Origin of the sequence: Pedobacter segetis, assembly GCF_016623585.1 — a bacterium.
Taxonomy (GTDB): Bacteria; Bacteroidota; Bacteroidia; order Sphingobacteriales; family Sphingobacteriaceae; genus Pseudopedobacter; species Pseudopedobacter segetis.
The window spans coordinates 65,767-89,198 of record NZ_JAEHFY010000003.1; the positions used below are offsets into that span (position 1 = coordinate 65,767).

Consider the following 23,432-nt stretch of genomic DNA (forward strand, 5'->3'; position numbering starts at 1 on the left):
CAGGACTTGGAAGCGTCAATCCCTCATTTGAAGTTTTAAGAATAATTACATACAAAAACCTAAAAAATTTACAGGCTAAAAATATTCCAAAAAAAAGACTGTCTTTTTGAGACAGCCTCATTTTAGTTTCATTGGTGATCCCGCTGGGATTCGAACCCAGGACCACTACATTAAAAGTGTAATGCTCTACCAGCTGAGCTACGGAATCGGTAATTTGAAAAGATAAAAAAAGCCTCAATTGCTGAGGCTTCTAAAAATACTGGTGATCCCGCTGGGATTCGAACCCAGGACCACTACATTAAAAGTGTAATGCTCTACCAGCTGAGCTACGGAATCATTACCTTAACAAAACGGTTGTTTTTGTAAAGTTGTGCAAAGATAGAGTTTCTGTTTAACCCTGCAAATAGTTTTTCCGTTTTTTTAACTTCTAATAGGTTAAGCGTCTTAAACTCAACCTAAATAAATTTTATATCCCATTAACTTAGGTAAAACACCATGGTTTTATGTATAACTAATGGCAAAATTCTGTTCATGGTCGGCGTAAAATGGCTCTAAACTTTGATCTACCAAATCGCATGAAACTGCACTAGATACAAAATCTACATCGCCAAAAATATTTGCTACCGCCGCGTCTGCCGCATCCCTACCTGTAGCTATCTTTATCATCCCGTTTAACGGAACTAATTTAGTAGCATCAAATAAAAGCCATTGGCCATTGATGTAAGCCTCAAAGCAAGCGTGAAAATCTTGGGGTTGTAATAAATAAGCATAGCCCGTGAAATACCTTGCCGGGATGGTTAAGGCCCTGCACAATGCAATCCCCAGGTGGGCAAAATCCCTGCAAACCCCCGCCTGCTCTGTAACGGTATCATAAGCAGATGTCTCTGAATCTGTGGAGCCGCTAAGGTATTCTACGTTTAGATAAATCCAATACGTAAGGGCTTGTACTTTTTCAAAATCGTTCTTTTTGTAGCCAAACATATTGTTGGCCAAACGGTACAATTTATCAGATTGGCAATACCTGCTGGGATATAAATATGGCAAAACATCACTGGGTAATTTGGCGATATCAGCCTCTCTAACATTTCTAATCTCTTTGATCTTAAAACTATTGTTCACTATAGCTTTGTAGGTGATGGATAAATTTTCTGCAGGCTTTACCGCTAAACTGATCAATCGGTTACCTTCCCAGGCCGATTCCATTTCAGTGGCAACTATTTTTGGGGAGATGATCAATGTTTCATCTACGATCTTTTGATATTTATCCGAGGCATGGATGCTCAAAATAATGCTGCTATCAGACTTTACTTTATATTTTAATTTTGCTTTTACTTCAAATTCCATAAGATTCATTAATCAGATTGTTATCTACAAACATCGTTCCCCACCCAACCTGCAAATGTATCATTAGATCAGTATGGTTTAATGGGATATAAAAATTTCTTTTGCTGTTTTAAATCGATTAATTTGCGGGTCGGGATTTAGAACATTGTTTTAGATTTTGGTTTTTTAATAAGAATATGATAGATTTTAGAAGTGATACCGTAACCAAGCCCACCAAACCCATGCTAACTGCCATGATGAGCGCAAAAGTTGGTGATGATGTTTTTGGCGAAGACGGAACGGTAAAGACCTTGGAAGAAAAAACGGCAGCTCTGTTTGGTATGGAAGCTGGTTTGTTTTGCCCCTCTGGCACCATGAGTAACCAAATTGCCATAAAATGTTTTACCCAGCCTTTAGATGAGGTTATAGCCGATCAAACCGCACATGTTTATAGGTATGAAGGCGGAGGGATCATGTTTAATTCTGCGGCCTCTGTTAGGTTATTAAATGGCGATAGGGGGATAATCACCGCAGAAATGATTGAAAAGGAAATCAACCCGGTTGGGAACGTACATCATCCGCATACCAGTTTGGTGGTTTTAGAGAATACGGTTAACCGTGGTGGCGGGAGTTGTTATTTTTTAAGAGATATTGCGCCAATCTATAACTTATGCAAGCTTAAAAACCTGAAGTTGCATTTGGATGGTGCTAGGATATTTAATGCCTTAGCATACACCAAAGATGCTGCAAAAGACTATGGTAAATATTTTGATGGGATTTCCGTTTGCTTATCCAAAGGTTTAGGCGCACCGGTAGGTTCCGTTTTATTGGGGAGCAATGAAACCATCAAATATGCCAGGCGGATAAGAAAAGTTTTGGGCGGAGGGATGCGACAAGCAGGTTTTTTGGCTGCAGCAGGGATCTTCGCATTAGATCATCATGTAGAAAGGTTGGCAATAGACCATCGCCATGCAAAACTGCTAGAAGAGTGCTTGTTAAGCTTACCTTTTGTGAAACAGGTTTTACCGGTACAAACCAACATCGTTATCTTTGAATTGAACGAGCTAAAAGATGCGGAACATTTGCTTATCGAATTAAAAGGAAATGGGATCTTGTGTGGCACATTTGGTGTGCAAACCATTAGGTTTGTAACCCATTTAGATGTTGATCAAGAACAGATTATGCAAACTATTGCTGTTTTAAAAAGCCTTTAAATACTTTTTGGGAGCGTTATCGTAAACGTACTGCCAACATCAACCTTGCTCTTTACCTTAATATCGCCTTTTAAATTCTTAAGCAATTCTTTAACGATAAATAAACCTAGGCCAGAAGAGCTTTCGCTATTGGTTGGTTTGTTTTTAAGCTTGTTAAACTTATCAAAAAGTTTTTCTTGGTCTGCTGCCGTAATCCCAGGGCCTTCATCGATCACTTTTATCACAAAATTGTTTTTAACCAATTCTAGATCAACGGTTACCTTTTTGTTAAAAGGGCTAAATTTGATGGCATTAGATATTACGTTATGTGAAATCCTTTTCAGAAAATTCATATCGGTACTAATGGTGTTTTCTTTAACCTTAGAATTGTAAATCAGTTTAATGCCTTTGGCTTCTGCAACAGAGTTGAAAGATTTTACTGTTTCCGTTAAAAAACTATTGAGGTTAAATTGCTCTGCGTAAGCATTAAGCGGGAAATTCTCTACACTGTTCAAAGTTTCCATTTGCTCTATCAAATGGAAAACATAATCTAGGCTTTTGTTAAAGATGCCAATCAGTTCTTCACTTTCATCATTGGTTACAAACTCCTGGAAAAGATAAGAAAGCATTTTGATATTGCTCAACGGCGATTTAAGATCATGTACCAATATTTGTAATAATTGGTTCTTTTCTTTCATGATTTGTTCTAGATCCTCGTTTTTCTTTTCTAATTCTTGGTTTAATTGTTCTAATTGAAGGTTTTTATTCTTTAAGCTTTTTTTAAATGATTTTCTATCTAAATACTGACTAACCCATTGCCCCAAATAGTTTACCAAATCTATATCTGCGGCAGAAAATTCTGTTTTTTTGGCTACTGATGATGAAAAATTAATGGCTCCTTTACCACCTTCGTTAAAATGGATGGGTAAACCTATATAGCAGTTAATATTGTTTTTTAATCTGCCTTTATGGTTTTTATATGCCGAGTCAGAAAGATCATTGATCGCAATTAGCTTGTTTGCTTTTATGGCTATATCGCAAAATGTGTCTTTTAAATTTACCGTGGTATTTTTAACTATACCATCATCAATTTGGCAAAAATGTTCATAATAGGTTATTTTTTCACCATCAATGATACAGATATTCCCGGTTTCTAAGTTCAAAAGAGAACAGGTTGATTCTAAGATATCTTTTAAAGAGTTTTCTTGCTCTACATTATTGATTAGAATAGAGCTAAGCTTGTAAATTTCTTTTAAACGTAATCTGTATTCTTGTGTTGATAAGGTCATAAAAAATTTAACAATTTGTTTGCGGCTCTTATTGTTAATTAAGATGCAATATATCAAATATTTTGATGGAATCTTTTAATAACCGTAAACATTGTGGCATAAAAGAACAAATTAGCAACAGTTTTAAAATTACCTCTCAATTATTCTTTTACTTTTGTACTGATGGATAAGATTTTAATTGCCAACCGTGGGGAAATAGCTTTAAGGATCATGCGTAGTGCCAAAGAAATGGGCATTAAAACCGTTGCCGTGTTTTCTGAGGCCGATAGGAATGCCTTACATGTCCGTTATGCGGATGAAGCTGTTTTTATTGGTGCTGCAGCTTCCAATCAGTCTTATTTGGTTATCGATAAAATTGTTGCCGCTTGTAAGCAAACGGGCGCAAAGGGCATTCATCCCGGCTACGGTTTTTTATCAGAGAACGCCGAGTTTGCCAAACAGGTTAAAAAAGCCGGATTAATCTTGATTGGCCCATCACCAGAAGCAATGGAGGTCATGGGCAATAAATTATCGGCGAAAGCGGCGGCATTAAAATATAATATCCCCATGGTCCCCGGTACAGAAGAAGCCATATCTGATATTGCCGATGCAAAAAAAAGAGCCGTTGAAGTAGGTTTCCCCATATTGATAAAAGCTGCGGCCGGTGGTGGGGGCAAAGGAATGCGTATTGTAGAAAAAGCAGCCGATTTTGAAGAACAAATGGATATGGCCGTTTCAGAGGCTGTTTCTGCCTTTGGCGATGGAGCAGTTTTTATAGAAAGATACGTTACCTCGCCAAGGCATATAGAAATTCAGGTTTTGGGCGATAACCATGGTAATATCGTCCACCTTTTCGAGCGGGAATGTTCTGTGCAACGTCGTCATCAAAAAGTAATCGAAGAAGCCCCATCATCTGTTTTAACCCAAGAAATTAGAGAAAAAATGGGTAAATGCGCCGTTGATGTTGCCCGTTCTGTAAATTATACCGGTGCGGGTACGGTAGAGTTTATTTTAGATGAAAACCTTGATTTTTTCTTCTTGGAGATGAATACCAGGCTACAGGTAGAGCATCCCGTTAGCGAATTGATTACGGGTATAGATTTGGTAAAAGAACAAATTAAAATTGCTAGGGGAGAGGCCATTGGCTTTAAACAAGAAGACTTGAAAATAAACGGCCATGCCATTGAGCTAAGGGTTTATGCAGAAGACCCAAAGAATAATTTTTTACCAGATATTGGTACACTGCAAACCTACATTACCCCAAAAGGAAACGGGGTGCGGGTTGATGATGGTTTTGAACAAGGTATGGAAATCCCGATCTATTACGACCCCATGATCGCAAAGTTGATCACTTACGGCAAAGATAGGGAAGAAGCCATAGAAAGGATGATAAGGGCAATCGACGAGTACGAGATTACCGGGATAGAGACCACATTGGGCTTTGGGAAATTTGTGATGCAGCATCCAGCTTTTACCTCTGGTAATTTTGACACCCATTTTGTGGGCAAATACTTTAAACCCGAGCTTTTGAACGCCCAAGATAAAGAAGAAGCCGAAATAGCGGCAATTTTGGCCACTCAATTATTATCCAAAAAAGAAAACAAAACGCTTAAAAATAAAGTTGAACCAACAAATTCTGCTTGGCAACAAAACAGAAAAACTTATTCATAAAATCACCATATTTTGTTTACAGGAATTATAGAAACCTTGGGTACGGTTTCCCATTTAAAGAAAGACCAAAGCAATTTGCACATCAGCATAAAATCTTCTATCTCCAAAGAATTAAAGATAGATCAATCTGTTGCCCATAATGGTGTTTGTTTAACTGTTGTGGCTACCGCCGATGATGAGCATACGGTTACAGCAATTGAAGAGACCCTACAAAAATCTAACATTGGCGATCTTGCCATTGGCGATTTGGTAAACTTAGAACGTTGCATGCAAATGAATGGCAGGTTAGACGGCCATATTGTGCAGGGGCATGTAGATCAAACTGCAATTTGTAAAAAGTTGGAAGAAGTTAATGGAAGCTGGGTTTTTACTTTTGAATATGATGCTTCTAAAGGGAACCTAACCGTAGAAAAAGGTTCTGTTTGTGTAAACGGGATTAGTTTAACGGTGGTTAATTCTGGTAAGAACTTTTTTTCCGTTGCCATCATCCCCTATACTTATGAGCATACCAACCTCCAAAATATTAAAGTTGGCGATACCATAAACCTGGAGTTCGATATTATCGGGAAGTATGTAGCCAAGATGATGGGGAAATAAAATTGATGATATCTAGTAATCTCAGATTTTTCAAACTAAATTATTGTGTAAACGATTTTTTTTCTTTGTCTTAGTTTCTAACTAAAATCTCTTATAAAAAGAGCTGTAGAAAGCTTAAAAATATTACCAAAACAAGCTACCAATTAACCTTAATTTATTAACTTCGCATACAATTTTTTAAGGGCAATCCCTATATTTCGAATAAACTAAATTATGGCAGAAGAAACCGATCAAAACGAAGAACAGTTCGATAAAATAATTAAAATAAATATTGAGGAAGAAATGAAATCGGCATACATCGATTATTCGATGTCGGTTATTGTTTCTAGGGCTTTGCCCGATGTAAGGGACGGTTTAAAACCAGTACACCGTAGGGTTTTGTATGGCATGTTGGATCTAGGTTTGGCAAGCAACAAGCCCTATAAAAAATCTGCCCGTATTGTTGGGGAGGTTTTGGGTAAGTATCACCCACATGGCGATAGCTCTGTTTATGATACCATGGTACGTATGGCACAACCTTGGAGCTTGCGCTACCCATTGGTTGATGGGCAGGGTAACTTTGGGTCTATCGATGGCGATTCGCCAGCGGCGATGCGTTACACAGAGGCTCGTTTCAAAAAAATGGCCGAAGAGATGTTGGCAGACATCAACAAAGATACTATCGATTATCGTTTAAACTTTGATGATTCTTTACAAGAACCAACGGTTCTGCCTTCTAAATTTCCAAATCTTTTGGTTAACGGAGGTTCTGGTATTGCGGTAGGTATGGCCACCAACATGGCACCGCATAATTTAACGGAGTGCATTGATGGCATAATGGCCTACATCGATAATAAAGAGATAGAGGTTCCAGAATTGATGCAATACATCAAGGCACCAGATTTCCCAACAGGTGGTATCATCTATGGTTATGAAGGGGTAAAAGATGCTTTTGAAACCGGCCGTGGGCGTATTATGATGCGTGGCGTTGCAGAGATTGAAACTTTAGCAAACGATAGGGAAAGGATTATTGTGAGTGAAATACCTTATCAGGTAAATAAAGCCATGATGATCGAGCGTACCGCGGAGTTGGTTAACGATAAAAAAATTGAAGGTATTTCTGAAATTAGGGACGAGAGCGACAGGGATGGGATGCGGGTTGTTTATGAGATCAAACGTGATGCCAATGCAGCCATCGTTTTAAACAACCTTTATAAATATACTGCCTTACAAACTTCTTTCAGCGTAAACAACATCGCCTTGGTGCATGGCCGCCCTATGATGTTGAACCTTAAAGATTTGATCCGTCATTTTGTGGAACACCGACATGAGGTGGTGGTAAGGAGAACAAAATTTGAACTTGCAGAAGCAGAAAAGAGGGCCCATATTTTAGAAGGATTATTAATTGCTTTAGACCATATTGAAGAAGTTATTAAACTGATAAGGGCATCTCAAACGCCAGATGAAGCTAGGGAAGGGTTGATCACTCAGTTTGGCTTATCAGACATCCAGGCAAGGGCAATCTTGGATATGACGCTTCGTCGTTTAACAGGTTTGGAAAGAGACAAGATCAAAGACGAGTATGCCGAATTGATGAAAACCATCGAGTATTTGAATTCTATCTTAAATGACGAAGGTTTAAGGATGCAGATCATTAAAGATGAGTTGCAAGAGATGAAAGATAAATATGGTGATGAGCGTAGGACCCAAATAGTCCACTCGGCAGCAGAGATGATGACCGAAGACTTTATCGAGGATGAAGACGTTGTAATTACCATTTCTAGGGAAGGCTATATCAAAAGAACTGCCTTAACAGAATACCGCACACAAGGTAGGGGAGGCAAAGGGAGCTTAGGGTCAAACTCTAGGGACGAGGATTTTATAGAACATATCTTTATCGCTTCTAACCACAATTACTTGTTGTTTTTTACCGATAGGGGAAAATGTTACTGGTTAAGGGTTTTTGAAATTCCGGAAGGAACACGGACTAGCAAAGGACGGGCGCTCCAGAATATCATCAACATAGAAAAGGAAGAGAAAATAAGGGCATACATCAAAGTTGTAAACCTTAAAGACCAAGAATACTTAGAGAACAACTGTATTATCATGTGTACCAAGAAAGGTACCATCAAAAAAACAACTCTACAAGCTTACAGCCGCCCACGTAGCAATGGTATAAACGCCATTAACATTAATGATGGTGATGAATTATTAGAAGCAAACTTAACTTCTGGTACTTCAGAAATTGTAATGGCTTTACGTAGTGGAAGGGCCATTAGGTTTAATGAATCTAAAGTGCGCCCAATGGGCAGAACGGCAACTGGCGTAAGAGGAATAACCTTATCTGGCGCAGATGACGAGGTAGTTGGTATGATAAGTGTTGAGTCAAACGAAAGCACTATTTTGGTGGTTTCTGAAAACGGTTACGGAAAAAGAACCGATGTTGACGACTACCGTGTTACCAATAGGGGCGGGAAAGGTGTAAAAACCATTAACGTAACAGAAAAAACAGGTAAACTGGTTTCTATAAAAGATGTAACCGATAAAGACGATTTAATGATCATCAACCGTTCTGGTATTGTGATCAGGATTGCGATGAGCAGCCTAAGGGTAATGGGAAGGGCAACACAAGGTGTAAGATTGATCACACTTAAGGGAAATGATGCCATTGCTTCTGTTGCCAAGGTAGAGCATGACGATGAAGAAGCGATTGATGAAAGCGTTATCGTTACCGATGGCGAGATTTTGGATATTGTAGAAGAATCTTTAGAAGACATGAGCGATGAAACAGAACCGGATGAAGAGGATTCTGAAAACGAAGAAGATAACAATGAGGAATAAATAAATTAAGAACAAAAATTTTAAAGAATGAAAAAGACGATTTTAAGTTTAATGATGCTTTCTTGCTTTTTTGTTGCCTTTGCGCAAAAAAGCGAGATAAACGCGGCGAAGCAGAACTACGCATTATATGAAGTAGGTTTACAAACAAAATCTCCGATGAAAAAACAATTGGAGCTTTTAAATTTAGCAAAAGAATCAACCGATAAGGCCATAACAAATGATAAAACAAAAGATAACCCAGAATTATGGGCCTATCGATCAATTATTTATTCTTCAATTGCGGTAACAGATACCGTGAATAAAGAAAACGCCGAAGCCGCTTTTAAAACAGCACAAGAAGCGATCGCCAAAGCCAAAGAGTTGGATACGAAAAAAGAAAATACCAAATACATTGAAAGCTCTGAACAGAATTTAGCCATAATGATGCAAAACAAAGGGGTTGCAGCATTTAACAAGAAGGATTATAAAGAAGCCTACAAATCTTTTAAGTTTATTGCAGATGTAAAGCCGCAAGATTCTTTATTTAATATGTACACTGCAATTGCCGCTAACAGCGCACAAATGTATGATGAGGCTGCAAAATATTACCAAAAAACAATAGAGGTAAACCCAAAAAACCCAGCTTTGTACCATGAACTTGCTACAATTTATTTAACCAAAACAGATACCGCTAACGCTTTAAAAGTAATAGAAGAAGGTAGGGCAAAACACCCAGAATTTATGACCTTGATCTATGATGAGTTAAATATATACATAAACAGGGGGCAAGCGGCACAGCAAATATCCAAAATAGAGAACGCCATTAGCAAAGACCCCAAAAACAAAACCTTATATTTTGTGGCGGGTATTGCTTATTCTGCCAATAAAGATTTAGCCAAAGCAGAAGAATCTTATAAAAAAGCATTAGAAATTGATCCAAGTTATACCGATGCCATTTATAATTTGGCGGTAATCTATATCAATAAAGGCAACGATTTTATTAACCAAGCTAACAAGTTACCCAATAATAAAGCCTCTGAAGCAAAGTATAATAGCCTAAAAAAGAGCTTTGAAACAGAACTTGCCAACGCATTGCCATTACTAGAAAAAGCTAGGGAACTTAACCCTAAAGATGTTAATGTTTTAACCACACTAAGAGAGGTTTACATTAAGCTTAATAAATTAGATAAAGCGGCAGAAGTTAAGAAAGCTTTGGATCAGATGTAGATTTTTAAGATAATCGTATTTAAAATAAGTCCCGGATCTATCTCGGGACTTTTTTATTGCCCTAGTTTTTCTGTAGGTGCATTTTTAAAAGAATTGAACCTTGGCTTATGTATTTTTACGGTCCTTTTAGAAAGATCTAAACTTGCATTTAACTCAAAACCGATCAATAGTATCAAAGAATTTAAGTACAACCACAGCATAACCACCAATAAAGTACCAATAGAGCCATAAAGCTTGTTGTAAGTGCCAAAATTGTTGATGTAAAAAGAAAACCCTAATGATGTTAAAACCGCCAAGATAGTTGCAAACCATGATCCGGCACTAAAGAACCTCCATTTCTTAGAGTTTGCCGGCCCATATCTGTATAACATTGAGGTGGTAACAAAGTAAACTATGATAATGATTAACCAACGGCTTATCATAATTAGGTAAATCCAAAAGGCACCATCTTTCAGGTGTAATTCGTTTCTGATAAAAGTGATCACAAACTCACCGATAACCATTACGGCAACCCCGATAATTAAAGAAAAAGCAGTAAGCAAAGTAAGGTTAAGGGCAACAAAACGCTGTTTAAACCAGCTACGGGTTTCAACAATTAAAGATGACTTGTTAAAAGCCCGCATTAAAGTGTTTATACCATTAGTGGCAAAAAATAGAGCCAATATAAAGCCCAAAGAAAGCAATTTAGAGTTTTGGTTCTTTACGATATCCTCTAAAGTAGATTCAAAGGCCAAATAAGCGTTTTCTGGCAATAAAAGCGAAATAAGTGCCATCAATTGGTTTTGGAAATTATCAATTGGGATGTAAGGGATAAGCGTAAACAAAAATATGATAGAAGGGAACAAGGCCATCATAAAATTATAGGCCAAGGAAGATGCCTTATTTACCAAAGAATCTTTCTGGATCTCTTGAAAGAAAAATGAAGCAACCGTATAAAGCGGTAGGGGGCTAAAGCCTGGCAAAACAATTATCTTTGTCCATGCTATAAAAGTTTGGTAAAACTTAAATCTTAACAGAAACTTATTTAACCACAACATTGATCTAAGTTAAGGAAAATAAGTTTCAATCTTTTCCATAAAGTTTTTGGGGGGTAAACAAGGTTTGTTTTTTTCTATATTTACAAATACCAAGGTTGTTTCGCCCAGGTGAATCAAATCATTTAAACCATTATAAAGCTCATAATTAAAAATTATTCTTACGCTAGGTTTCTGGTTGATGATAACCTTGATCTTGATCAGCTCATCATACAAGGCGGGCTTAATGTATTTGCATTTTAGCTCTAAAACAGGCATCATTATCCCTGTCTCTTCCATAGCTTTGTAAGATAAACCTAAGCTCCTTAGCATTTCTGTACGGGCTACTTCAAAAAAAGCGGCGTAATTGCCGTAATACATATAGCCCATTTGATCTGTATCGGCATATCTTACCCTTAAACTAGTTTCAAAAGCAAACATTATTTCTTGATATTCCTTTCATTTAAAGCTTTTTGAAATCTTTTTGCATTTGCTTGGTGATCTTTGATATTATCAGAAAAATTATGGTACCCAGAAAAATCTTCCTTGGCGCACATATAGATATAGTTATGGTTTTCATGATTTAATACCGCATCAATTGCAGCTATTGAAGGCATCATGATCGGCCCGGGCGGTAGGCCTTTGTACATATAAGTATTGTAAGGAGAATCTTTTCTTAAATGGCGATTTAGAACTCTCCTAATACTGAAATCATTATTGGCAAATATTACCGTTGGATCTGCCTCTAGTTTGATGCCTTTGTTTAAACGGTTTAGGTATAAGCCTGCAATTGTTGGCATTTCTTTATCCATTAAAGCCTCTGCATCTACAATAGATGCTAAAATGGTAACTTCTTGTGGAGATAGCCCTATTTCCTTTGCCTTATTTTTTCTTTCATCCGTCCAAAAAGTTCTATATTCTTTATTCATCCTTTCAAAGAAATCCTTTGCAGAAATATTCCAATACATTTGGTAAGAATTAGGAATAAACATGGTATAAACGTTGTCTTTCGTAAAACCATATTTTGCTACAAAATCAGCAGAATCCAAAAGATGAATGAAAGATGAAGAATCGAACTCTAGCTTTTTAGAGGCTAGAGCGGCAAAGTTCTCTTTTAGTCTAATATTTCTAAAGCTCACATCAACGGGTTCTTGGTTTCCAGCTATCAGCATATTTACAATCTGCCTGTTGTTCATCCCTTTTACAAACGGATATTTACCAGGTTTAAACTTTGTACTTAGTTGGCGATCTTTGGCAAGACTTAAAAAAGAACTTTGATCGATCAGTAACTCGTTTTTATCTAGAGAATCTAGAACTTGTTGATAGGTTGCGTTTGTGGGGATATATAAATAGGCTTTACCGCTTACTTTACTATTGGCCTTTAAGTATTTTTTATAGATCTTAGGCAGTATCAAAACAGCGGCCAACACCACCAACACTACTAAAATTAAAGCAACTACGCCACCTTTTTTCTTTTGATTATCCATTAAATAATTAATAAATTTTAAAACGATCTTTCTTTGGTAAACGATATAAAATTAAGAGACACTTTGTAGCTTTATTAGGCCCCCTATTAAGTTTTTAGCTTTTCTAAAACCAGCATTTTGTAAAATTACTTTTGCTGTTTTGCTACGTAAGCCTTTTTGGCAAATTACGATGATAGTTTTGTTGGGGTCTATATCTAAATCATCCTCTTTTATGGCATTTGGTAAATCTCCTAACGGGATATTGGTACCGCCGATGTTGAATGTATGAAATTCTAATTTTTCCCTCACATCAATAATTTGGATGTTCGGGTTTTCTTGCCTCAACCTTATAAAATCCTCTGCAAAAATATCTTCCATAATTACGGGTTAGATAAAACAACATTTATGTTGGTGCCAATATTAACTTTTATTAAAGAGTCTGGGCTGTAAGCAGGGGTTTGAAATTTAATAACTGCGCTTAAACTATCGGTAATGGCCCCTTGGTAACTGATGGTGCCCAATCTTAAAGAAGCGCCCTTTATAGAAAACATTGCCTCGCTTAAAGTTAAGCCCACAAGGTTTGGTAATTCTACTTCGCTTGCCCCGTACCCATCTCCTAATATCAAGTTGATCTTAGAGCCTTTTGGCACCTTTTGTCCAATTTTTATGGGTTGCCCTGCAAATGTGAACCCCAAAACGGCATCCCTTGCTATATCAGAATGATAGGTGGTATCACCAACCTTAAGCCCATAATTACTTAGCATGGCCTGTGCTTCAATAAAAGTTTTATTTTCTATATCGGGGAAATTTACATCAGGGGTTTGTGAACTCACAATGGTTAGGTAAATCATCCGGTTATCCTTTACGTTGGTATTTGCATCTGGATCTTGCTCTGTTACAAGCCCGGGGGCTTTATCCAAAACAAAAACAGAATCTATCTGGTACCTAAAGCCTTCGTTCTCTAGGGTCTCAACAGCTTTCTCAACAGATAAACCTTTTAAATTAGGCACAGGCTTGCCTTGGCCATGGCGTGTGTAAAAGCGTAAACTTATAAATAATGAAAATATTAAAATACTGAATACAGCAAAAGCAATGATCAGGTTTTTGCGGAAGGTTGGTGTTGCTAAATATTTAAAGAATTTACTCATTTACAATTAGGTATAATCATTTGTGCAAACTTAACCAATTTAAAGAAATTGATTGAATTTAATTATCTACAAAAATGGGCGCATAAAAGATAAAATTTATATTTGACAAACATTAATTATCCGATTCTTTTGCCGGGTTTAAACTAAAATGAGATGAAAAAAAAAGTAGCCTTGCTTGCAGGAGGTTTTACAGGCGAATACGAGGTTTCAATAAAAGGAGCAGAACAAATTGAAAGCCAGTTAGGTATAAATATTTATCAAGTTTATAGGATAATAATCAATAGAGAAGAATGGTATCATCAAACAAAAAACAATGAAAAGGTATTGATCGATAAAAATGATTTCAGCATACAAATTGATGGGGAAAAAATAAAGTTTGATGTTGTTTTTATAGTGGTACATGGCACTCCCGGCGAAGACGGCAAAATGCAAAGTTATTTTGATCTGTTGAAAATACCTTACACCACTTGCGATGCCACTACATCTGCCTTAACCATGAATAAAGGTTATACAAAAGCAGTTGTTAAAGATATAAATGCCCTAAATACCGCTAATTCTATCCAACTGTTTAAACAAGAGAGCTCTAACGTTAAGGAAATCGAGAGCCAATTAAAACTCCCGTTGTTTATTAAACCAAACAATGGTGGCAGTAGCATCGGGATGTCTAAAGTAAACCATTGGGATCAATTACAATTAGCATTAAATAAGGCTTTCGCCGAGGATGATCAGATTCTAATAGAAGAATTTATAAAAGGAAGGGAATTTACCGTTGGGGCATACAAAAGAAACGGTGATATTTTGGTGCTACCCATCACAGAGATAAGATCATCAAAAGAATTTTTTGATTATGAGGCCAAATATACAAGCGGCGTTACTGAAGAAATTACGCCGGCTAAAATTTTGGCAGAACAAACATTAAAAATAAATGAAATTGTAATTGCTATTTATGCCAAATTAAATTGCAGGGGCATGGTTAGGATAGATTTTATTCTGCAAGATTACACAGAAGAGTTCTTTTTCATCGAAATCAATACCGTTCCTGGGCAGTCTGAAAACAGTATTATCCCCCAACAAGTTAAAGCCACAGGGATGAAAATGAAAGATTTTTATTCATTATTGATAGAAGAAGCCTTCAAATAATTATAGCCCACGGTTTCAACCGTGGGGTTTTTAAAATGATTTTTGCCCACGGTTTCAACCGTGGGGTTTTTAAAATGATTTTTGCCCATGGTTTCAACCATGTGGTTTTTGAAATAATTATAGCCCACGGTTTCAACCGTAGGCTTTTAAATTTTTGCCCACGGTTTCAGCCGTGGGGCTTTTAAAATAATTATAGCCATGATCTATACCATTGGCCATAAGATTATCCTTTTGTAAAATGCTTTAATTGGATGATCTCTTGTTCTGTTAAATACCTCCAACGCCCACGGGTAAGGTCTTTTTTGGTAAGATTGGCATAAATAACACGATCAAGTTTTACAACCTCATAGCCTAAACTTTCAAAAATTCTTCTTACGATCCGGTTTTTGCCGCTATGTATTTGTATCCCGATTTCATTTTTGCTGCCACCGCTTACATATCTTATATCGTCGGGTTTTATAAAGCCATCTTCCAGCTCAATACCAAAGGCTATCTTATTGAAATCTCCTTGAGAAAGATTTTTATCTAGCTCTACGTTATATATTTTAGAGATACTGTTTTTTGGATGCGAAAGTTTATCCGCCAAATCACCGTCGTTGGTTAACAATAATAATCCGGTTGTGTTTCTATCTAACCGCCCAACAGGATAAATACGGTCATTAGTGGCTTTATCCACCAAATCCATTACCGTTTTTCGTTCTTGTGGATCATCGGTTGTGGTGATATAATCTTTCGGTTTGTTTAGTAAAACATAAACCATTTTTCCTCTTTTTAAGAGTTCGCCATTATATCTCACTTGATCTGTTGCTGGGTTTATCTTAGTCCCCAATTCTGTTATAGGTTCGCCGTTAACAGAAACAACGCCAGCGGCAATTAATTCATCTGCTTTTCTTCTACTGCAAATGCCTGCATTAGAGATAAACCTGTTCAATCTAATAAGGTCATCCTCTTTTTTAAAGCTTTTGTTGCTACTTCTGCTCTTTAATTTTATTTGATCATCATTAATAAACTCATGCCCGTAATTTCTGTTCTCTTCTGGTTTATCATTTCTTTTTCTTAAAGAAGAACCATCCTTTTTGGCATAAGTATCTCTATTGCCAAAATGTTTTCTTTCTCCATCAAAACTCTTTTTCCTGTCTATAGAAGGTTTTCTATCATCATTATCGGTAGCACCGCCAAAAGGTCTCTTTTCTCCGTATGCTTTCCTGCCCTCAAAAGAATGGTCTTTTTTTTGGAAGCTTTTTTTACGGTCGTTTACTTCTCTTTTATCATCCCAAGGTTTTCTATCTCCATAAGAGGTGCCTTCTTTTTTGCCAAAAGGTTTTCTATCCCCATAATTTTCTCTTCTATCCCCGTAAGGTTTCCCATCACCCTCGCTTCGTGTTCCGTAAGGCCTTTTATCGCCATAAGCTCCTTCGCTGCGAGAGCCATAAGGTTTTTTATTGCCATAAGAACTACTGCTCCCTTCCCTAGAGCCATAGGGTGTTTTTCTTTCCCCTGTAGAGTTTCTGTCGCCATATGGCTTTCTTTCTCTATTGAAGCTAGAATCGTCTTTCTTTTTATAGCCCGACGAGGAGGTTGAGGAGGTTGAAGAATTTCTATCAGTTTTAAACCTGTCGGTAGATTCAGGTCTATCAGATTTATAGTTTTTTTTGGATTTGTCATCCCGACTGTTCCTGTCTTTATTAAATGGCATGGTCTGTTTTTTAATATACCTCTTTTAAGGGGTGCAAAGATACAAAAATCTTTATAAATCAGAAGTTTATGATTGGGTTGATAAAGGTGGTTTTAAAGCGGCTCTAGGCTGTTTTTTGACACCCCAAAAACAGTAAATTTTATAACTATTTGAAAATGTGGTATATAAAAGCTACCTTTGCGCAGCTTTTTGTTAAAATGAATAATTAAACAAGAAATTATGAAAAAGAAAATCATGATAACTTGTGGCCTAGTGTTGGTGTTTTTTACACTAACAAAAATATTTGGTTACAGTTACCCAGCCATACATCAACCTGTTGTAAAAGCAGATTTAGACTCTATCAAAAGCAATTTAGAAAGCAATGATGAGAATACTTTGAGCTTTGCCAATGAATTGGTACCTACCGGAAATAAGCATATAGATCATAAAATGGAACAAGCCCTAAAAGCAAATTCTTATAAAAATATGCAAACCTACCAGCTTCACCAAAACGCAGAAGTTTGGTTTCCCATTATCGAGCCTATTTTAAAGAAATATGGTATCCCAGAAGATTTCAAGTACATCCCATTGATAGAAAGTGGAATGAAACGTGGACAGTACTCGCCAAAAGGCGCTGCAGGTTTATGGCAATTTATGCCCCAAACAGGTAGAGATTATGGTTTAACGGTAAACGATAAGATCGATGAGCGTATGAATGTACGTTTAGCAACCGTTGCTGCCGCCAAATACATTAAGGATTTATACAAACAGTTTGATAGCTGGACATTGGCAGCGGCAGCATACAATGGCGGCGAAGGTAGAATGTGGCGGCAGATTAAATCCCAAAAGCAAGATGATTACTTTAAAATGAAGTTAAACCATGAAACAGGGAAATATGTTTACAGTTTAATCTCTATGAAAGAAGTGATTGAGCATCCACAAGATTATGGTTATAAAATAAGAAATGCCAGAAAATTGTTGGCCTTACAAAATTAAAAAATACTTCAAAAAGCGATAAAAAGCTCTTTATGGAAACATAAGGGGCTTTTTTGTTAAAATAAGGTAGGCTGGTCTATTGCCATAACGGGTACATGCAAATTGATACCCAAAGCTTTATTCAATTTCTCGATAAAATAAGCGGATAATAAGGGAGATGCTTTTTCTATATTCTGGTGGACAAAAAAGTTAAGTTCTTGTAATCCTTCACTTTTCCATTTTACGACCCTTTCTATCCAATCGTCTAGCCTTTTATAATCACTATCGTGATTTGCACCAACATAGCGAACAAATGCCCGAGGGGTAGTTAGTTTCATGTGCAACATATCTCTTCTGCCAGCAGTATCAACAATGATATTTGAAACATGATTTTTATGAAACAGGTGGAATATTTCCTCAGCTATTTTCTCATCTGTAAACCATTCTTCGTTTCTTAATTCAATTGCCAATGGTAGTGCCTTAGGAAATTCTGTTACAAAGGTTTGTAAACGATCAAAATCTTTTGGTTTAAAATTATCATGCAATTGCAAAAACACCATCCCTAGTTTTTCCTCAAAGTTGCTAATGGCATCGCAATATGCCGTCAATGGTTCGCTTATGTTACTTAACCTTTTAAAATGACTAATGGTGTTTGATATTTTAGGGAAAAACTTAAAGTCTTTAGGTGTTTTTTCTTTCCAAGTTATCACTTGTTCCCTATCGGGGATTTTGTAAAAAGTGGCGTTTAATTCTATGGAATTAAACTGTGTAGAATAATACGCTAACTCATCTCTGGTTTTCTTTGGGTAAAAACCTTTTAAATCGGTTTTATTCCATTTGGCGCAACCTACATAAACCTCAAAGTTTTTTTTCCGTTTATTTCCTTTTAAAACCTCTACTGTTTTTTTATCATCTGCCGGAAGGCTAAAATCTATTTCTGAAGGATTGTTTACTTTACCAAACTGCATTTTTTTATTTTAAAGGATATTTAAAGTTTTTCTATGCTAAACTTATAGTTATAATTACCTTTTAGCAACCGATATTGATCCATTGGTAATGCGCCCCAACTATTATCTCCTGCAACCCCACGTTGCTTAAAATCAACATTAACTTCCACAAAATTTTGCGGTACAACATCAATGGTATGGCGTTGGTGTTTTTGGCTGCCATCGTCAAAATCTGCAATGGTGTTATGTTGTACATTAAAATCTATGGTGCTATCGGCAGTTATTTTAAAGCCATTAAAATCGCCATTGCTTAAGGTAAACCAACGGGTATCTGTTCTTTCCCCGTTTTCTTGAGGGCGAATGTATGGAAAATAGAAATCGGCAACATTTAAGTTATATAAGCCAATGTCTGCTGCTTGCTTACGATCTTGATAATTTTCAAAAGGGCCTCTTCCATACCATTTAACCTGATTAAATTCTTTTGCGATCTGAAAATTCATCCCTAACCGCGGTAAATCTGGTGTTTTTTCATCAAGAATATCTAAATTGTTTTCTATATCTATTTTGCCACTATTATGTAAAGTATAAGTAGTTATGATTGTAGAGTTAACGGTAGGTAAACTACAATCGAAAGTTAAGGTAGTTACTCCGTTTTTATTGATCAAATTATAATTTTTAACCACCATACTATCTACTGCAATTTTCCACGGATATGATTTTTTTTGCATCTTATTACCAAAGTCGTTATCAGTTGGTGCCCGCCAAAAGTTCACTATTATTGGTTTTAAAAGGTTTTCTTTGTTGTTTGTTTGGTAAGAGATTAAGGAGGCTTTGCTCAAATCGAATTTAAAAACCACATCTTTTCCGGTGATGGTTAAAAGGTTTCCTTTAACATTGGTAATTAAATTCCTTTTTTCTTTGGTCTCTAAATGATCAATGGTCTCCTTTTTCCAAAAAAATTGTTCTGTGGCAACTACATGATCTGCATCGATCAACAAACTATCCTTAATCTGTTTTACTTTAAAGTTGATAAAAAACTCGCCGCCAAAATTTTTATTCATTGCAAAGGGGGCAATCGTAAATTCGGTTTTTTGATGTGGTTGAGTGGGTAAAAAGCTTTGCTTGCCAGCTTTAACAACATTTCCATTGTTTAAAATCTCAAAATCAATCTCGTAATTGCTTAAATCATTAAAAAAGAACTCGTTATATAATTCAAATTTGAGAGAATTTATATCAATAGGTTTAATATGAATATTTTGGTAGGCTTTTTTTACCTCATAAATTGCCGGGTGCGGGGTTCTATCAGAGCTTATTAAACCGTTCGCACAAAAGTTATTATCGTTATTAAATTCTTTGGGTTCAAAATCGCCGCCATAGCCATAATAAACACTACCGTTTTGCGCAGTGATTTTAATGCCTTGATCCATCCAGTCCCAAATAAAACCGCCCTGCATTTGTTTATTATCCCTCACAAGGTCCCAATCTTCTATAATATTACCATTACTATTACCCATTGCATGAGAGTATTCGCACCAAATAAAAGGCCTATCGGGGTATTTGCCTAAATACCTATTCTTAATACTCGCTATATTTGCATACATCCAAGGAATAATATCGGTATGGCGTTGCTGAAAATCTTTTCCCTGTCTTTCTGCTCTTTCATAGTGTACAGGACGAGAAGGGTCTCTTTGTTTAAGATAATGGTAACCAGCTAAAAAATTTACACCATCACCAGCTTCATTTCCCATGCTCCAAACAATAACAGAGGGATGGTTTTTATCTCTTTCTACCATCCTTTCCATACGATTTAAGTGCATTTCCTTAAAATCTGGATTGTTTCCTAAAGTTTTATTGGTATCATATCCGTAACCATGCGACTCTATATTTGCTTCATCCCACAAATAAATCCCATATTGATCGCATAGTTGGTACCACAATGGGTCGTTAGGGTAATGGCAAGTTCTTACAGCATTAATATTGAAAGCTTTCATCAATTTAATATCGGCTATCATTTGCTCACGAGAAATAACATGACCGGTAATCGGGTTATGCTCATGCTTGTTTACACCTTTTAGCAGGATGAGTTTTCCGTTTACCAAAAGTTGTCCATCTTTTATTTCACTTGTTCTAAAGCCTATTTTTTTATCGATAAATTGGCTTTCTTTTCCCTTTTGCGATAAAATGAGCATTAAATCATAAAGATTAGGTTGCTCTGCGCTCCATTTTTTAACGTTAGGGATGGTATTGTTAAATTTGACTACATAAGAACTATCAGAAAATGATACTTTTTTTGATGAACTATAGATGGTTTTACCATCAGCATCTGTTAATATAGCACTAACCGAATAGTTTTTTGCTTTTTTAAGATGATTTTCTAAATCTATGGATAGGTTTAGCAATCCATCTTGATAATTATTATCTAAACTTGCCCCAACCTCAAAATCCCTTATACTAACTTCGGGTACGGCCAATAAGTAAACATCTCGTTCTATGCCGCTTAAACGCCAAAAATCTTGATCTTCTAAATAACTTCCATCGCACCACCGATACACTTCAACCGCCAAATCATTTTTGCCTTTTTTGATGTATTTAGTGATATTAAATTCTGCTGGAGTTTTACTGCCTTCGCTATAACCCACTTTTATTCCATTTACCCAAACATAAAACGCAGAATTTACGCCACCAAAGTGTAGTAAGATTTGTTTTTTGTCCCAATTTGTTGGAATATCGAAATGTTTACGGTATGATCCAACGGGGTTATAGGTATGAGAAACAAAAGGTTGGTTTTTAGGAAATGGATATACCTGGTTAGTGTAAATTGGAAAATCGTAACCATACATTTGCCAATCGCTAGGTACCGGTATTGTTTTCCATTCACTAATATCATAGTCTGTTTTGTAAAAATCTAAAGGACGTTCTGCCGGGTTTTTAGACCAATTAAATTTCCAGTTTCCGTTAAGGGATTTAAAATACTCTGATTTTACAAGTTCGTTTTTTTTGGCTAAGGCCGATGACTCAAACGGTACAAATGTAGCATGTGGTTTTACGGTATTGATCTGGATAACTTTTGTGTTTTCCCAATCTGCGTTTTGATTTTGGGCAAATAAGGCATCATTACCAAATAATAAGATGATGATAAATAATCTTATAACTTTCATTTCATTTTTTTTAAGAGGTATAATAATTTTTAGGTTTTCATTTTAGTATTTCCACCCGAACGAAAAATCATTTTTTTTCAGGATCCTTAACATTTCCCAACTTTCTAGTAATTTATTTTGAACAGAATTTTGGTCTTTAGCATTTTCTCTGTAAAGTTTGAAAAAAAATATTTCTTAAAAAGAATCTTAAATTACCTATTTATAAAATATTTATCTGCATATCCTTTACAGTCCAATACCTCAATCTCAGAAAAATAAAAATCTTTGATATTCTCAGTTACTATACAATCACAATCGTTTTCTAAGGCAGCATAATACTCGATCCCGTCTTCAAAATCTTCTGCTTTTTTATTGTCGATAGTTTTTAAAATTGCACTTCTTAAGTTTTCTGCTATTTGTATGTGCTCTAGCAAAATTCTGATTTTTTCTTTGGCAACTTTAGAAGAAGTTTTCTTTTCGGCAAAATAAAAAGCTATTGCCAAACAAACAGGAGAGGTGTATAAGGTAAAATTTGGTTTATCGGCCAAGCTTAAGATACGAGAAGCGTAGGTAAAAACAGGGTATTCTTTATTTAAAACAGCAACTAGAACATTGGCATCTAAAAAAATCCTCATTTTTTTGATGCGAAAAAATCCTCTTTATCTATTTTTTTTGATTTTTTTGTTTTATACTCTGCAGGCCCCTCGGCAACCATACCCACCCAATCAGAAACGGGGAAATCTTCTAAAGATTGATAAGGCTTTTCTATAACTTGTGTTAACAAATGCTCGATCATCCTAGAAAGGCTAATATTATTGCGTTCTGCATATCTTTTAGCCTTTAAGATAATCTGCTCATCAAAGCTTAATGTTAATTTAGCATCCATAACCTTACTCTTTAAATTTCTCAAAGATAATTATTTTTACGTGAACAAAAAATAATCTTTACGTATTAATTGTAGAATTCTTTTTTAGCGGCAGAAAGCGTGTTTCTTAACAAACTTACAATAGTCATTAAGCCAACCCCACCTGGTACAGGGGTAATGTAAGAGCATTTTGGGGCCACATTATCAAAATCAACATCTCCAAAAAGTTTATAACCAGATTTGGTTTTATCAGAAAGTTCTCTGTTCATGCCTACATCAATAACAATGGCACCATTTTTAACCATATCGGCGGTAACGAAATTCTTTTTACCAATTGCCGCAATGATAATATCCGCTTTAAGCGTAATTTCTTTTAAATTTTGGGTCTTGCTGTGCGTTAAGGTTACGGTACAATTTCCGGGGTTTGCGTTGCGGGCCATTAAAATGCTCATAGGGCTGCCAACAATGTTGCTTCTGCCAATAACCACACAATTTTTACCAGCGGTTTCAATTCCATAAAACTCAAGCATCAGCATAATACCAAAAGGTGTTGCCGGTAAAAAACAAGGCAAATTTCTTTGCATTCTGCCTAAATTGATAGGGTGGAAACCATCCACATCCTTTTTATGGTCAATGGTTTCGGTAACTTTTTCTGGATCGATATGCTTTGGAAGAGGGAGTTGAACAATAAACCCATCTATAGATTTATCCCTATTCAATTCTTCAATTTTGTTTAACAATTCTGCTTCGGTAACGGTTTCATCGTACCTGATCAATGAAGATTTAAAACCAACTTTTTCACAGTTGCGCATTTTGCTTGCCACATAGGTTTCGCTACCGCCATCGTTACCAACCAAAACAGCAACCAAATGTGGCTTTCTGCCTGTTTTCTCCAACATTTCTGCTGCTTCAACCGCAATCTGCTTTTTTAATTCTTCCGATACGTGTTTTCCGTCTAGTAATTTCATGTTATTGTATTGCATAATGA

Annotated in this window: 20 protein-coding genes and 2 tRNA genes; 7 read left to right on the top strand and 15 right to left on the bottom strand. The window is 36.2% G+C overall.

The genetic code is table 11. From position 1 onward, the window contains the following. Nucleotides 1-132: 132 nt before the first annotated feature. From I5M32_RS02610 to I5M32_RS02620, 3 genes are all read right to left on the bottom strand, one after another. A tRNA-Lys gene (locus I5M32_RS02610) sits at nucleotides 133-208 on the bottom strand. Nucleotides 209-260: 52 nt separating this feature from the next. After that, nucleotides 261-336 (bottom strand) — tRNA-Lys (locus I5M32_RS02615). A 165-nt stretch (nucleotides 337-501) separates the two neighbouring features. After that, a complete protein-coding gene (locus I5M32_RS02620; protein ID WP_200584624.1) occupies nucleotides 502-1,344 on the bottom strand; it encodes a transglutaminase-like domain-containing protein in 843 nt (280 codons plus the stop codon). Between the two features lie 176 nt (nucleotides 1,345-1,520). Between I5M32_RS02620 and I5M32_RS02625 the strand changes: the two genes are divergently transcribed. Then, nucleotides 1,521-2,537, top strand: coding sequence for a threonine aldolase family protein (locus I5M32_RS02625; RefSeq protein WP_200584625.1), 1,017 nt, complete (start codon nucleotides 1,521-1,523; stop codon nucleotides 2,535-2,537). Here the strand turns inward: I5M32_RS02625 and I5M32_RS02630 are convergent. After that, nucleotides 2,534-3,805, bottom strand: a complete 1,272-nt coding sequence (locus tag I5M32_RS02630) for a GAF domain-containing sensor histidine kinase (protein WP_200584626.1) — start codon at nucleotides 3,803-3,805, stop codon at nucleotides 2,534-2,536. The genes I5M32_RS02625 and I5M32_RS02630 overlap by 4 nt on opposite strands. 162 nt (nucleotides 3,806-3,967) lie before the next feature. On the opposite strand from I5M32_RS02630, the gene accC reads away from it, so the two are divergent. The 4 genes from accC to I5M32_RS02650 all read left to right on the top strand — a co-directional run bounded on the left by accC (nucleotide 3,968) and on the right by I5M32_RS02650 (nucleotide 10,078). Continuing rightward, nucleotides 3,968-5,455: an acetyl-CoA carboxylase biotin carboxylase subunit gene (accC, locus tag I5M32_RS02635; protein WP_200584627.1), complete on the top strand. Its 1,488-nt coding sequence runs from the start codon at nucleotides 3,968-3,970 to the stop codon at nucleotides 5,453-5,455. Nucleotides 5,456-5,467: 12 nt separating this feature from the next. Beyond that, the gene (locus tag I5M32_RS02640; RefSeq protein ID WP_200584628.1) at nucleotides 5,468-6,052 is read left to right on the top strand and encodes a riboflavin synthase; all 585 of its coding nucleotides are present in this window, start codon (nucleotides 5,468-5,470) and stop codon (nucleotides 6,050-6,052) included. 213 nt (nucleotides 6,053-6,265) lie between these two features. Further along, a complete protein-coding gene (gene gyrA / locus I5M32_RS02645) occupies nucleotides 6,266-8,872 on the top strand; it encodes a DNA gyrase subunit A (protein ID WP_200584629.1) in 2,607 nt (868 codons plus the stop codon). 27 nt (nucleotides 8,873-8,899) lie between these two features. Beyond that, nucleotides 8,900-10,078, top strand: a complete 1,179-nt coding sequence (locus I5M32_RS02650) for a tetratricopeptide repeat protein (RefSeq protein WP_200584630.1) — start codon at nucleotides 8,900-8,902, stop codon at nucleotides 10,076-10,078. Between the two features lie 53 nt (nucleotides 10,079-10,131). Here the strand turns inward: I5M32_RS02650 and I5M32_RS02655 are convergent, their stop codons facing one another. Genes I5M32_RS02655 through I5M32_RS02675 form a run of 5 tightly spaced genes read right to left on the bottom strand, consistent with a single transcriptional unit; the run spans nucleotide 10,132 to nucleotide 13,705 of the window. Beyond that, nucleotides 10,132-11,115 carry a YihY/virulence factor BrkB family protein gene (locus I5M32_RS02655; RefSeq protein WP_200584631.1) on the bottom strand — a complete coding sequence of 328 codons (984 nt, stop codon included), beginning with the start codon at nucleotides 11,113-11,115 and terminating at the stop codon, nucleotides 10,132-10,134. Between the two features lie 9 nt (nucleotides 11,116-11,124). Beyond that, the gene (locus I5M32_RS02660; RefSeq protein WP_200584632.1) at nucleotides 11,125-11,532 is read right to left on the bottom strand and encodes an acyl-CoA thioesterase; all 408 of its coding nucleotides are present in this window, start codon (nucleotides 11,530-11,532) and stop codon (nucleotides 11,125-11,127) included. Continuing rightward, a complete protein-coding gene (gene mltG / locus I5M32_RS02665; protein ID WP_200584633.1) occupies nucleotides 11,532-12,578 on the bottom strand; it encodes an endolytic transglycosylase MltG in 1,047 nt (348 codons plus the stop codon). The genes I5M32_RS02660 and mltG overlap by 1 nt, the downstream gene beginning before the upstream one ends. 51 nt (nucleotides 12,579-12,629) lie before the next feature. Beyond that, nucleotides 12,630-12,935 (bottom strand): rhodanese-like domain-containing protein, encoded by a 306-nt coding sequence (locus I5M32_RS02670; protein ID WP_200584634.1) that lies wholly within the window; start codon nucleotides 12,933-12,935, stop codon nucleotides 12,630-12,632. 2 nt (nucleotides 12,936-12,937) lie between these two features. Then, nucleotides 12,938-13,705 carry a PASTA domain-containing protein gene (locus tag I5M32_RS02675; RefSeq protein ID WP_200584635.1) on the bottom strand — a complete coding sequence of 256 codons (768 nt, stop codon included), beginning with the start codon at nucleotides 13,703-13,705 and terminating at the stop codon, nucleotides 12,938-12,940. Nucleotides 13,706-13,858: 153 nt separating this feature from the next. Between I5M32_RS02675 and I5M32_RS02680 the strand changes: the two genes are divergently transcribed. Then, nucleotides 13,859-14,845, top strand: a complete 987-nt coding sequence (locus tag I5M32_RS02680) for a D-alanine--D-alanine ligase (RefSeq protein ID WP_200584636.1) — start codon at nucleotides 13,859-13,861, stop codon at nucleotides 14,843-14,845. A gap of 223 nt (nucleotides 14,846-15,068) precedes the next feature. Here the strand turns inward: I5M32_RS02680 and I5M32_RS02685 are convergent, their stop codons facing one another. Then, a complete protein-coding gene (locus I5M32_RS02685; RefSeq protein ID WP_200584637.1) occupies nucleotides 15,069-16,541 on the bottom strand; it encodes a pseudouridine synthase in 1,473 nt (490 codons plus the stop codon). 219 nt (nucleotides 16,542-16,760) lie between these two features. Here I5M32_RS02685 and I5M32_RS02690 point away from each other — a divergent pair, with 219 nt between their 5' ends. After that, complete coding sequence (locus tag I5M32_RS02690) at nucleotides 16,761-17,516, top strand: lytic transglycosylase domain-containing protein (RefSeq protein ID WP_200584638.1); 756 nt, start codon at nucleotides 16,761-16,763, stop codon at nucleotides 17,514-17,516. Between the two features lie 56 nt (nucleotides 17,517-17,572). Here the strand turns inward: I5M32_RS02690 and I5M32_RS02695 are convergent, their stop codons facing one another. The 5 genes from I5M32_RS02695 to I5M32_RS02715 all read right to left on the bottom strand — a co-directional run bounded on the left by I5M32_RS02695 (nucleotide 17,573) and on the right by I5M32_RS02715 (nucleotide 23,412). Beyond that, nucleotides 17,573-18,463, bottom strand: coding sequence for a DUF72 domain-containing protein (locus I5M32_RS02695; RefSeq protein WP_200584639.1), 891 nt, complete (start codon nucleotides 18,461-18,463; stop codon nucleotides 17,573-17,575). Between the two features lie 20 nt (nucleotides 18,464-18,483). Continuing rightward, nucleotides 18,484-21,600, bottom strand: a complete 3,117-nt coding sequence (locus I5M32_RS02700) for a glycoside hydrolase family 2 TIM barrel-domain containing protein (RefSeq protein WP_200584640.1) — start codon at nucleotides 21,598-21,600, stop codon at nucleotides 18,484-18,486. Between the two features lie 191 nt (nucleotides 21,601-21,791). Further along, the gene (locus tag I5M32_RS02705; RefSeq protein WP_200584641.1) at nucleotides 21,792-22,214 is read right to left on the bottom strand and encodes a type II toxin-antitoxin system VapC family toxin; all 423 of its coding nucleotides are present in this window, start codon (nucleotides 22,212-22,214) and stop codon (nucleotides 21,792-21,794) included. Next, a complete protein-coding gene (locus I5M32_RS02710; protein ID WP_200584642.1) occupies nucleotides 22,211-22,465 on the bottom strand; it encodes a DUF6364 family protein in 255 nt (84 codons plus the stop codon). The genes I5M32_RS02705 and I5M32_RS02710 overlap by 4 nt, the downstream gene beginning before the upstream one ends. A gap of 65 nt (nucleotides 22,466-22,530) precedes the next feature. Next, nucleotides 22,531-23,412: a bifunctional 5,10-methylenetetrahydrofolate dehydrogenase/5,10-methenyltetrahydrofolate cyclohydrolase gene (locus I5M32_RS02715; RefSeq protein ID WP_200584643.1), complete on the bottom strand. Its 882-nt coding sequence runs from the start codon at nucleotides 23,410-23,412 to the stop codon at nucleotides 22,531-22,533. Nucleotides 23,413-23,432 lie beyond the last annotated feature (20 nt).